The following is an 11583-nucleotide window of genomic DNA, read 5'->3' on the forward strand; positions in this document are numbered from 1 at the left end:
CAAACCCAACGATCACCCACAGCAACCCTCGCCGGCAACTTCTGGGCCGACCTCGAACAGCACCACCCCGGCATCGACTCCATCCGGCTGTCGCCCGAGACCGCCACGGCCTGGAAGACCCGCCTCGCGACGAAGACCGCCCGCCGGAGGCAAGCCGACGGAACCGTGATCACGGTGACCGAACCGCGGACCAGCGCGCCCGCGATCAAGATGACGGTGCGAGCGTTCTATCTCGACATCGGCGAGTGGGCCCTGAGCGAGCCCGAACGGTGGGGGCAGTGGGCCTCTCCGCCCCCGGTCACCGAGGCCGAGTGCTCCGTCAAAAAGCTGGAGAAACGCCAGAAGTCCAAGTCCGACCGGCGTACCCGGGAACGTCTTCCCGTCCTGCCGGCACTCGTCCGGGTCGCCATCCGCAGGCTGAAAGAGGCCACGGCCAGGCTCGATGCCCTCAACGCGGCACCGTTGGGATCCACCTTCACGGTCCTCGGCGAGACATTCACCGTCCCCAAGAGCAGCGTCCGTCCCGACGGCCACCCCACAGGTGTCCGTGACGCCGCAGGCGAGCGGCGCGACCTGGGCGCCGAGGAACGGCGGGCGTTCTGGGCCTGGGCGGCCATCGAGATCTTCCGTCACACCGGGATCCGGATCGAGGAGCTCCAGGAACTCAGCCACCACAGCATCATCAGCTACCGGCTGCCCAGCGGGGACGTCGTGCCGCTTCTCCAGATCGCGCCCTCGAAGACCGATCAGGAACGGCTCATCCTTATCAGCCCCGAGCTTGCCGACGTGCTCAGCGCGGTCATCTCACGCGTCCGCGACAGCACCAGCCGAGTGCCGCTGATACCCAGCTACGACCTGCACGAGAAGACCTGGAACGCGCCTATGCCCCTGCTCTTCCAGTGGAGCATCAGCCACGAGCGCAGGCCCGTTTCAGGGAGCATGATCCGCAAAGCCCTCGACGAGACACTGAGAGCCTCCGGGATCACCGACAGCGCCGGGCATCCGCTGCTCTTCCAACCCCACGATTTCCGCAGGATGTTCATCACCGAAGCGATCCTCAACGGCCTCCCACCACACATCGCCCAGGTCATCGCCGGCCACAGGAACATCAACACCACGATGGGATACGCGGCCATCTACCCGACGGATGCGCTCGAGGCGCATCGCGCCTTCATCGCCCGTCGCCGCACCCTCCGCCCGCTGAGGAGTACAGGGCCGTCACCGCCGAGGAGTGGCAGGAGTTCCTGTCTCACTTCGAGCGGAGGAAGCTGGCGCTGGGCGAGTGCGGGCGGGCCTACGGGACCGACTGCATCCATGAACACGCCTGTGTTCGCTGCCCGGTCCTGATCGTGGCCCTGGACGAGAAGCCCCGTCTCGAAGAGATCCGCGACAACCTCAAGGACAGGATCGCCGAAGCCGAACGCGAGAGATGGTTCGGCGAGGTCGAAGGACTGTCCACCAGCCTCGCCGCCGCCGAAGACAAGATCGCCCAGATCGAAGCCCAGCAGGAGAAGAAGCAGTCGCCCGTCTTCCTGGGCCTACCCAGCCTCTCCCAGCTCACTGCTCGCACCAGCGAAGCCACCGAGTAGCCACCACTGGAGCTTCAAGTGCTCTTACCCAAGGGCGCCACGGCCGATCGATCAACTCTTCAGGTACCCTCGCTGCCGCCTTCACCTGCTGGAAGAAGCTCGCTCAGATCATTATTCGGGACACGGTCCTGTTGACTCATCGCGGTGACGAGGGTGGAGGAGATGTGGGCCAGGTCGGGGTCTGCAGCGATGAAGAACGTTTCGACTCCGGCCAGTTCGTGGTTCATGCGGGCCATCGGCATTTCGTAGTCCAGGTCTCGAACGCCGCGGACTCCGCGGATGACGACGTCGATACCGACTCGGCGGCAGTAGTCGACCAGCAGGCCGCCGGTGTGGGAGTCGACCGTGACGTTGCTCAAATCAGCTGCTGCCGCGCGGAGCCGGTCCAGCCGTTCCGGGATGGGGAAGCGGCCGGTCTTGTTCGAATTGAACATCACGCACACGACGACCTCGTCGAACAGGAGGGCAGCGCGCCGAAGTACATCCTGGTGCCCTTGAGTGACCGGGTCGAAGGATCCTGGGAAGAGGGCTCGCATGATCGGAAAGAGTAACAAGCGGCCGCTCCCGGTAGTGCAGTGCCAGGGAAGCCAAACCACCAAGATCAAGCACGGCAGGGGGAACGTCTAGCGGGGCGAGACAACCGCAACGTCACACATAGATCACGGCCACATGGAACACGCTCTTTAGTTCAGAGAAGGAGCCCGTCACATCGTGTGGCGCCGCATCGGCACCCACTCGATCCTCACTGGCCCCTGAAACCTGCGGCCGTCACCCAAGGTGTCCCCGGGGTTCGGTGCTGTCGCTGCGGTTCCCGGGCCTGCCCGCCGCGGACCGGTCACCAGGGACGCGGCCTGCGGCGGGGCTCCGTAGGTCTTCGAGCGGGCAGTCAACGGCCCTGTGTGTGAAGCCCGTCGGTCGCTGGCGCAGGCTCTGGCGCCGGATCGCTGCCCGCGACGAGGAGCGCCAGGAGGACTGCGATGGCTTCGTTGCGCAGGACGTGGGCTGCTTGCCAGAGGCGGTCGGGGTGCGGGGACGGCAGGGACAGGGCCACGCACTCTGGTTCCTGTCCGGTACGGACGGGGACCGCCGCGCAGACGGTGCCGAGGGCGTACTCCTGGAGGTCCAGGAGCGGCTCGCCGGGGTGCCGGGTGTCAAGCTCCGCGAAGAGGACCTCCTGACTGGTGATGGTGTGGGGGGGTGAATGCCTCCATCCGGTGCCGTTGGAGGTGGTTGCCGCGTTCGTCCTCGTCGAGTTGTACGAGCAGGGCCTTGCCGACGGCGGAGGCGTGGGCTGCAGCACGGAAGTCGACCCACTCATGTACGGCCGGGGTGGCGGGGCCGTCGGCGTATTGGGTGATGGAGACTTCGCCGTCGGTGTAGCGGGCGACGTAGACAGCCGCGCCGACCTCGTCGCGGAGGACGGCGAGGGTCTCGCGGAGCAAGGCAGCGCCGTGCCGGCCGCCTGCGGCCAGCTGCAATGAGGATCCGCTGGCGTAGACGTCCTGGGCGATCGGGGTGGCGAGCTGAGTGCGGACCAGGTGTTCCAGTGCCTGGGTGAGGTGGAGCTGGGGCAGGCCGGTCTCGCGGGCGATCTGGGTTCGGCCGACGCCGCCGGTGTGGCGGTGGATGATCTCCAGGACGCGCAGGGCTCGGTGTGCGGACTCGAGGCGGGAGTTGGCGGCCGACGCGGCTTGGATCGTTTGGCCATCCGGGCTCCAGTTTGCGCCTCGTCGGCCAGGCCGTCCGGGTCCAGCCGGGCCCACCGGGCCAGCGCCGAGGCCAGCCACGGGGCGGGGGTGTAGATCTCGCCGAGGTCCTCGTGTTCCTCAGGGGGGTGGTGTCGAGGGCGAAGAGGATGGGCGTGGGGAGCCGGCGCAGGCCCTGGTCCACGGGTGGGGTGGGTGTGATCTTCCTTGTGGAGATGGCCGGTGACGTCCAGATGATCGAGGCGTCCAGGGTGGCCTCGATGTTGTCGGCGACAGCTGGGAGGCGCGGCAGATTCTCTTCAGGGTCGGGCGAGGCCGGCTGGTTGTGCCAGTGGTGGGCGCTGTCGATCTCCGCACGGGAGAGGTGCAGGGCGTGGGCCGCGGTGTCGGATCCGGCGCCGGCTGCGTACTGGAACCAGAACTGGGATGCTTCCATCCTGCCGGACAGGTGCAGGACGCTGGCGAAGAGGAGTGCCGAGTGCTGGCTGTACGGCCAGGCTTCGGCCTGGAGCGCGGCGCGGGTGAACGCGGGGCTGTCGACGAGCGCGCGTGCGAGCGTGTCCAGGGTGCGAGCAGCGCGCACGTTGCAGGCGGCGTCCAGCAGAAGCTTGCGTTCGTCCGGACTGGCAGGTGTGGCCGCAGGAGGAATCGAAGCCATCTGGTGGGCTGTCCGATCGGCCTGGTGGAGCGCCGACGTCCGGCTGAGACGAGCGGCAGCGACACGGCGTGCGATGCGCCGACGGGCGGCGTCCTCGTCGTACACGTACTCGTCGGTGAAGAGTTCGACGTCCTGGAGAGCTTCGTCCAACTCACTGGCGGCGTCCGCATGATTACGGGTGATGTCGTTCACAGGTCCTTCTCCTCCCCGGGAGTCCAATCGAGCTGGATTTTGTCGGCGAGCTTGCGACGCGCGGTGTAAAGGTGAGAGCGCACCGTCCCGGGCTCGATGCCCATCAGCTGCGCCACCTGGGCAGTCTCCAAACCGATCAGGAAGGTCAGCAGCACGACGTCGTAGTGGCGGTCGGAAAGCGACGCGATCGCCTCGTACAGGCCGATCTTGGACTCGACGAGCTCCACGCGCCGCCGGGAACCCTGCCGCAGAGCCGCGTAGCGGGCTGTGTCCACCAAGGCGACCGGTACCTCCTGCCGGGCCCTGTAGCGCTCAACATGCTCACGCAGCTGCGCCCATGCGAACGCGTTGAGACTGGCTTCTTGCAGTGCGTCCGGTCAGATCTCCAGCAGGAAGGTGAACACGTCGTCCACCACGGCCTCGGCGGCCTCGGCGCTGCCGAGCTTCACGTGCGCGTATTCCAGGTAGGCGAGGTGGTTTTGCGAGTGGAAGGCGACGTAGTCCACTGGCAGGACGCCCGCGAGCTCGTTGGAGACCGCCTGCTCCCCGGACGGGTCGTACTCGGCGTCGGTCATGAACTCCCCCACGGCTGCTCCCCGGGCTCGTCCATGCTGACGGGCGGCATCTTCACGCGGCCGGCCTCCTTGACCGGACGACGGGCCACGGGCGGCAACGAGCTCAGCCGCACCGACCCTGACACCAGCGCCCAGCAGACGCCGGAAGCCCCGCACCACGTCAGGTGCGAAGACCCGCAACGCAGTTGCCCCTATGAGCACGTAGGCAAGGGGATCAGTCTCGTTCACTTCGTGGAAGGTCCTTCCAAAGCGGCACCAGTGAAGATCCAGGCGTGCCTCTCTCTCCCCCCCCCAGGTCCGGCAGCCGGGGAGCCAGCTCGCGGCCGGCTCCTACTCACCAGCCAAGCGAAAACAACCCCCGATCGTTCAGCCGCTCATCACAAAACTTCTGGAGCGGGCGCATCCGCTTATCTGCGCGCCCCCATGCGCCCGCGCACGCCCCAGTCCAGTGCGTACGTGGCCCGCTCCCCGGGTGCATGCCCTGCTACTCCTCGCACTTGGCCACGAGGGCCGGCATCACGTCCGCGATCTGCTGACGGCGGGTGGACTGCCAGGCAATCAACTGGCGTTCGATACCCACGATCTCCATGGCGGTCTCTTGCCGGGCGTCACCTCGCACGGCTCCAACGCCCACCCCAGCCGCGCCGAGAGCTCCTCCATGAAAGCGTGTAGAGGATGCTGGCCGCCGCGATGTTGTCGAAGATGTCGTCGGCGGAGGGACTGGGCAAGCTGATCGACTGGAGAGCTTGCCCTTCGCGGATGGTTCCGGTGCCGATCAGCCAAGGGAGTCGTCGCATCTCGCCATAAGTGCCCCCAAGCCTTCTCTATTGACGCAATTGTTCGATAGTGCTGGGTCATTGGGCGAGATCCGCTCACCGACCGTCCTTTGGGGGAATCATCACTACTGCACCACGAACACGTCGCCGCGCTGCCCTGTTAGCTGCACTGGCTGCGGCCGTCGTCCTGCCTGGGGGCACCACGGCTGCAGCAGCCGAGGGGAGCGACCAGCTGACCGCCCAGACATACATGCTCGCACCGGGATCCGTGACTCCTTCGTTGGCAGAGCTCAAGGCAGGCACTGGGATGGCGCAGCTGGCGATGGCCGGAGCAGAGGAAGACTCTGCGACGACGCCCATGGAGGTGACCGGCCCGGCAGCCTCCTACGGCAAGCGGGCCAGCACTCCCGCCGCGGTCGCTTCCGTGCGGCAGGGCGCGGCTTTGCCGTTCATGGCGCCAGCAGCTGTGTCCTATCCGGAGCCCGCCCGCGCGATGACGCTGGACGAGTGCAAGCGCAACATGGCCGGTGCAACCAAGGTCTACATCAAGTCCCGGTTCGCGGTGTGTACGGGGCTGAAGGTCACGACGGTCTGGGAGAAGCAGAGCGGCGCAGTGGGCACAAGCTCCTACACCGTCTACGTGCGGGGCACGGTTCCCAAGGAAGCCGACCGCACGATGTACTTCGATTACGACGTCAGCGACTTCACCGCTGTGGGGAGTACTGGAGTCTCAGGTCTGAAGATCGGTCTCAAGGGCGGCATCGCCGCGGACTGGCCGGCCGCCGCAACGCCCGTTGTGAGCAAGAAGCTGCCGGTGACCAAGACGTGGCTGGAGATGCAGTCCAGTCCCCACTACACCCACTCCGTGCGCTATGCGCCTGGGCAGGGCACAGGAGCAGGTGCGGCGGATGTCGTCGCGGCCGTCTACCAACCGGAAGTCACCTCCACCCTTCCTGCGGGATGGGTCGGCGAGAGCCCCAAGACCGGCAAGCCCTTCATGTTCGCCCCGCGGTGGGATGCGGCCTCTTACCTGCGCAACTCCACCGGCGCCGGCAACCCGGCGAACAAGGGCGGAGCGGCGTTCAGTGTCCCGTCTCAGCGATCCTTGACCGATCTCACCGAAGCTTGACCGCTCACCCGGGGCCGCTCGAGCATCTACGAGCGCAGCATCCGTAGCGCGTCAGCCAACGTCACGGTGCTATCGCTCCAAGAGCAGACCTCCAGCCAAGACAGGTACCCGTTCCGAGCGAACGCCAGGACCTCACCAATCCAGTCCTCGGCCGTGTCGAACAGCTGCGCCTCGGCCACCACCGTGCCAGCGGGAGACGGCGCCGCCATCACGGCGTCCGTATCCAGCTCGAAGAACGTCGTACCGCAGCCGCACGAGCAGCGTCCGGACACCCGTAGGTGCCGTACTTGTCAGCGGAGCGCGAGGTGAGTCGCGTCCTCCGTGCCCAGAAGAACGTCGAGCGCGTCGGCAACGTCGGAGGGCAACCCTGGCGTCATACCCGCACCGTATCTGGCCTGCGGCGTTGGCAGGAGATCAAGGTTCGGTGAGACGAACTGACCGGTGGTCAAGCTTCGATGAGATCGGTCAAGGATCGCTGAGACGAGACATTCAGCATGATCGCCACCCTGGAATACAGCTCCAAGCCCAGGGCACCGGAGCAGGCGGTGGCCGAACACATTAAGCAGGCGTTCACCAACCCGAAGGCCACCAAGCCGCTCAACGCGTTGAAGAACGTGCCCGGCGACACCATCCAGGAGCCGCTGCACCGCCTGTTTCTCGACCAGAAGCGTCTTGACCGCAACCGGGCAGTCTCGGTGAGGGAATGCAAGCGCTCCTGGGGGGCCAACTACACCAACGGCGGCAAGGAGTGTGACGAGTTCCCCTTCGCCTCGACCTACGAAGGTTCCGCGATCGAGGAGTACGACACACAGGTCGAGAAGAACAACTTCTCCGTCCTGCCCGTCCCCGGCGCACAGAACGGAGCCGGCGGAACCCTCCTGCGCGGCTTCTACAACGCCAACCGCATCATCGACGGACCCGAAGACGGCTTCATCGTGAAGATCAACTGACGCATCAGCGGAGAAGCGGGCCCGGCGCAGGACTGTGCGGGGCCCGCCCGCTACCCGGCCTTCGGCCAGAAATCGATCACGTACCGCTCCACGCCGTACGCCGTTCCCTCAGACCGCGTCACCCTCTCTGCCTCCGCCCTGCCGGCACACTGCACACGCACCCTCCAGGCCCCAGCGCGCCCCAGCCGGATGAGCTCCTCGGAACGCCCTGAACCCCAGAGTGCAACGTCGCCCGTGACCGACTCGTAATCGATCTCCCCTTGCTCATCCCACTCACCCTCACCCGCCTCGGGCTGACTGTCCCAGACCCGGGCAGTAACCGCGGCAGTATGCGTGTGACCGGCACTGAACAAGTCGAACCGGCGGACATGTTCCTGCAGGAACACACCCCACCTGAAGTCATCCGGGAACGGCACCGGCACCACACTGTCGTCCGACTCCTGAAAACCGAAAGCCCGGAACTCCACCCGCGCATCCAGCTCCTGCTCCCCCAACAAGATGGCCACTGCCCCTCCGCCTTCCTCCCACAGTCGCTACGCGTTCCCATGACCGTAGAACACACCACCTGCCTGCCAGTGGGGACAAGCCACAGGGTGCCGGGTGCTAACGGCGTTAGCACCCTTGGCTCGGTACGTGGACGAGCCCGCTCGGAACTCCGGACGGGCTCGGCCGAACTCTGACTGGCCGGCTATCCCTCGCCGTGGGCGGCCAGGAGGCGCTCCAGGAGAACTTCCCGCTGTGACTCGCTCATCTTCTCGAAGATGAGGTCGGCGACTCCGTTGCCGTCATGCCAGGGCACGCGGGGAAGGGAGCGGATATCCACGAGGTGGGGCGTGGGACCCGCGGCCGGCTCGGCGGGCTGCTCTTGGTTCTCGGGGTCGCCGCTTTCGGTGTTGCTGGCAGCGGATGCAGATGGTGGGGTGCTAACGGCGTTAGCACCCTGCATGGTTCGCTTGCGTCGTTTGGTCTCAGCACGCTTGGCGAGGGCTTCCTCTACAGCGCTCTGCTGCTGCTGCGCGGGGAGCTGGCCGACGTTGCGGGCGATCTCTACCGGGAGGCTCCGGTCCTCGACCGCATCCTGGAGTTCCGGGGTGAGCTTGAGCAGGGCGATGCGCTGGGTGACCCAGGGACTGGATTTACCCAGCGCCCGAGCGACCGCTCGCTGGGACCCATGGACGTGTACGAGTCGCTGGAGGGCCTTCGCTTCATCAAGGGGGTCGAGGTTCTCGTGCTGAACGGCAGCGGTGAGAGCCGTCTCCAGGAGGGTGTCGGCGTCTTGGGCTAGCGAGTCATCGACATGGACGGGGACATCGTCTAGGCCAGCGAGGTTCGATGCGGCGAGGCGGCGGTTGCCGTCGACGACGACGTACGCCGCCTGGCCGATCTGGTCCTCATGGTCGGGGTGCGCGGCAAGAAACGCCTGCCGGGTGACGACTGCGAGGGGCTGGATGACACCTCGAGCGGTCAGGCTGTCGGCGAGGTCATCGACGGACTTGAGTTCCTCGCGCGGGTTGTAGGGATTGTGTGCCAGGGCCTCCAGAGGCACGCGGAGTGTCCCGGCCTGTGCGGCGGCGGCCAGCTCCGGTGAGGGGCCGTCCTGCCCGGCGAACCGCGCAAAGGATGCCGCGCGGCTGCTCATGGGCTGCGCCACGGCGTTGAACGTAGGGGAGTCCCCAAGCATGTCCGCCTTGCTCATGCCGTCTTCACTCCTCGCGCGATCTGCCTCATCTGGTGGGACTGTTCGCAGTCGGGCGCGTAGTCCAGCAGCGGGCGCTGCTTGCGGACGGCCTCGCGCTGTTCCTTGACGTCGGGAACGACGGCCAGGACCGGGGGAGTGCCCAGCGTCTTCCACTTGTCGAGCGACGAGGTCGCGATGTAGCCGCGGCGGCTGTCGAACTTGTTGACGACGAGGCCGAGCTGCTCGATGGCGATGTCGTAGTCCCGGGAGAGGGAATCGATCTGCTGGATGAGCATCCCGTAGGCCTGCGCTGAGGTGTCCTCTGCTTCCACGGGAATGACGAGGCCGGACGAGCCGGGCTTCTCGTTGTCCCGCTGGCGCCCGTAGTTGAGGGCTGCGTCCATGGCGAGTCCGAGGCTGGGCGGCGAGTCTACGACGATGACGTCGAAGTGCTCCTCGAGCGGGGCGAGGGCGCGCTCGAGTGCGGCTTCGCGCGGGCCGCGGAACATGGTGAGCCCCGAGTCGAGGAGGAACGCGTCGAACGCGGCAGGCAGGATCCGCAGTCGGCCGCCGAACCGGTCACCGCTTATGGCAACAGTCAGGTCGAGTAGCGGCTGCTGGGTTTGCTCCCGGTGGAGCATGTGCGTGATGAGGCTTTCCTCGCCAGCGGGAATGGCGGTGAGGCCGAGCTGATGGGTGAGGTGTCCCTGCGGGTCATAGTCGACGAGGAGGACTCGCTGGCCACCGATCGCCGTATCGGCTGCCGCGCCGATGGCAGTCGGGTCTTCCGCGAAGGCCTGGGCGAGGCCTGCGGATACGGCGGTCTTGCCGACGCCGCCCTTCTGGTTGCAGACGACGATTCTGCGGGTGGTCGCCTGAACGCCGGCGGGGTTGTCGGCCAGCCAGAGGACCACGGACTGCGCCAGCCCCTGGATGTAGGAGACGCCGCGCTCTCGGCAGTCGGTCTTGAAGTCCTCGTAGAGGCCTTCGGGGAGGTAGGTGCCGAACGAATCAGCGCCCGCGGTGTTGACGGCGGGCAGCTCGTCGGTGCAGTCCCGCCAGGCCTGGATGCCATGGGCGACGGCGTCCTGCATGTCGGTCTGGAGCTGCGCTGCACGGACCTTGAGGGCCTGCTGGAGGTGAGCGGGCAGCTTGGAGACGAGCTTCTCCCGCTCCGCTCCCGGGTTCGGAGATGACATGGACGGCAGCATACTGCCGTCGCGCGTCATTCTGGTGATCCGTTAGGTGCGTTTTGCCGATTTTCGGCGGCAGTTCCCCCCTGAGTGCTAACGCCGTTAGCACTCAGGGGGTGCTAACGGCGTTAGCACCCCCCTGCTTCCAGTCCTCAACACGGCTTCGCGTATCGCCTGCGAGGCGGACATCCGGACAGTCAGCATGGACTCATGTCGAAGTCCCTGAAATTCACTGGTGAAGAGAAGAACATGACCCTTGAGGAACTCGAGTCGTTCGTGAAGGCAGCAAGGGCCGCTGAGGCCCCGGGCGACAGCACAGTCAACGCTGTGGTGAGCACCAGCGGAAAGATCAAAGAGATAGAGGTCAAGCTGCCGAGCTCTTAATACTCCAGCTGTAGTTCGTGATGATCCGTGGGGCAAAGTGGGGGCATGACTACGTACGAGACGATGTCGTTCCACCTTGAGACCGAGCGGCTGATAATGCGGCCTTGGGCCGAGTCGGACGCCGCTGAGTTCTGCGCCCTCCTCTCCGAACGCGGCAAGGGAACTCCCACGGTTGAGCACATCCGGACGTCCATCGCGGAGCTGCTCACCGCGACGGCGACTACGGGCATCGCCCTGTTGCCCATCCAGCGCCGTGACGAAGGCGACTTCATCGGCTACTGCGGGCTGATCATCGGCCGCTCCACCCTGGAGGAGCCTGAAATCGCGTATGAGCTGTTCCAGCGCGCGCATGGGCGGGGCTACGCCACCGAGGCGGCCGGCGCGGTGCTCGACGCCGCTATCGCGACCGGGCGGGAACGGCTCTGGTCGACCGTCGGTACATGGAACACACCGTCGCTCCGTGTCCTTGAGAAGCTCGGGTTCGAGCGGGATCACGTCTCCACGGAAGACAACGGTGAAGTGGTCTGGCTCACCCGCTCGTTGCCGTGACGCGGGGCTGGGCCCCGGGGCTTCAGTCGGCCGGCGGCCGGCATCCATGTCCATCGGGCGGCCCGGTTACCGCGCTGTTTCTCGGCTAGTAGTACTCCAGCTGTAGATCGATCTTGCTGGCGGGGTCGGTGCGGAGACGGGTGCGGCCACCGTTGATCATCGTGAGTTGTGTGGACTGACGATGAGACGGTGGCCGCAGGTCAC

12 protein-coding genes and 1 pseudogene are annotated in these 11583 nt (G+C 66.4%); 6 read left to right on the forward strand and 7 right to left on the reverse strand.

The genetic code is table 11. The features are described 5' to 3' along the window. Positions 1-1347: site-specific integrase (locus tag J7I97_RS33410; RefSeq protein WP_251059410.1), on the forward strand; the 1347-nt coding region annotated here is incomplete at its 5' end. A 2-nt stretch (positions 1348-1349) separates the two neighbouring features. Then, entirely contained in the window at positions 1350-1589 is a 240-nt protein-coding gene (locus J7I97_RS39255) for a hypothetical protein (protein ID WP_251059411.1), read from the forward strand. 59 nt (positions 1590-1648) lie between these two features. Here the strand turns inward: J7I97_RS39255 and coaD are convergent, their stop codons facing one another. The 4 genes and pseudogenes from coaD to J7I97_RS39265 form a co-directional block, all read right to left on the reverse strand. After that, on the reverse strand, positions 1649-2125 hold the full coding sequence (gene coaD / locus J7I97_RS33415; RefSeq protein ID WP_214942830.1) for a pantetheine-phosphate adenylyltransferase: 477 nt from the start codon (positions 2123-2125) through the stop codon (positions 1649-1651). A gap of 350 nt (positions 2126-2475) precedes the next feature. Next, positions 2476-3286, reverse strand: a pseudogene (locus J7I97_RS40505) (IclR family transcriptional regulator). Positions 3287-4141: 855 nt separating this feature from the next. After that, positions 4142-4513 carry a sigma-70 family RNA polymerase sigma factor gene (locus tag J7I97_RS39260; protein WP_285441131.1) on the reverse strand — a complete coding sequence of 124 codons (372 nt, stop codon included), beginning with the start codon at positions 4511-4513 and terminating at the stop codon, positions 4142-4144. A gap of 9 nt (positions 4514-4522) precedes the next feature. Then, positions 4523-4720 (reverse strand): hypothetical protein, encoded by a 198-nt coding sequence (locus J7I97_RS39265; RefSeq protein WP_251059412.1) that lies wholly within the window; start codon positions 4718-4720, stop codon positions 4523-4525. Between the two features lie 1056 nt (positions 4721-5776). Between J7I97_RS39265 and J7I97_RS33435 the strand changes: the two genes are divergently transcribed. Together J7I97_RS33435 and J7I97_RS33440 are read left to right on the forward strand one after the other, a co-directional pair. Beyond that, positions 5777-6625 carry a hypothetical protein gene (locus J7I97_RS33435; RefSeq protein ID WP_214942833.1) on the forward strand — a complete coding sequence of 283 codons (849 nt, stop codon included), beginning with the start codon at positions 5777-5779 and terminating at the stop codon, positions 6623-6625. A gap of 494 nt (positions 6626-7119) precedes the next feature. Continuing rightward, positions 7120-7575 (forward strand): NucA/NucB deoxyribonuclease domain-containing protein, encoded by a 456-nt coding sequence (locus J7I97_RS33440; RefSeq protein ID WP_214942836.1) that lies wholly within the window; start codon positions 7120-7122, stop codon positions 7573-7575. A gap of 50 nt (positions 7576-7625) precedes the next feature. Here the strand turns inward: J7I97_RS33440 and J7I97_RS33445 are convergent, their stop codons facing one another. The 3 genes from J7I97_RS33445 to J7I97_RS33455 all read right to left on the reverse strand — a co-directional run bounded on the left by J7I97_RS33445 (position 7626) and on the right by J7I97_RS33455 (position 10452). Further along, a complete protein-coding gene (locus J7I97_RS33445) occupies positions 7626-8081 on the reverse strand; it encodes a hypothetical protein (protein ID WP_214942839.1) in 456 nt (151 codons plus the stop codon). Between the two features lie 182 nt (positions 8082-8263). Next, entirely contained in the window at positions 8264-9271 is a 1008-nt protein-coding gene (locus J7I97_RS33450; protein WP_214942841.1) for a ParB/RepB/Spo0J family partition protein, read from the reverse strand. After that, complete coding sequence (locus J7I97_RS33455; RefSeq protein ID WP_214942844.1) at positions 9268-10452, reverse strand: ParA family protein; 1185 nt, start codon at positions 10450-10452, stop codon at positions 9268-9270. Before J7I97_RS33455 ends, J7I97_RS33450 begins: the two co-directional genes overlap by 4 nt. 204 nt (positions 10453-10656) lie before the next feature. Between J7I97_RS33455 and J7I97_RS33460 the strand changes: the two genes are divergently transcribed. Together J7I97_RS33460 and J7I97_RS33465 are read left to right on the forward strand one after the other, a co-directional pair. Continuing rightward, positions 10657-10830 (forward strand): hypothetical protein, encoded by a 174-nt coding sequence (locus tag J7I97_RS33460; protein WP_214942847.1) that lies wholly within the window; start codon positions 10657-10659, stop codon positions 10828-10830. 45 nt (positions 10831-10875) lie between these two features. Beyond that, complete coding sequence (locus J7I97_RS33465) at positions 10876-11379, forward strand: GNAT family N-acetyltransferase (RefSeq protein ID WP_214942850.1); 504 nt, start codon at positions 10876-10878, stop codon at positions 11377-11379. Positions 11380-11583 lie beyond the last annotated feature (204 nt).

Source organism: Streptomyces sp. ISL-87, assembly GCF_018614095.1.
Taxonomy (GTDB): Bacteria; Actinomycetota; Actinomycetes; order Streptomycetales; family Streptomycetaceae; genus Streptomyces.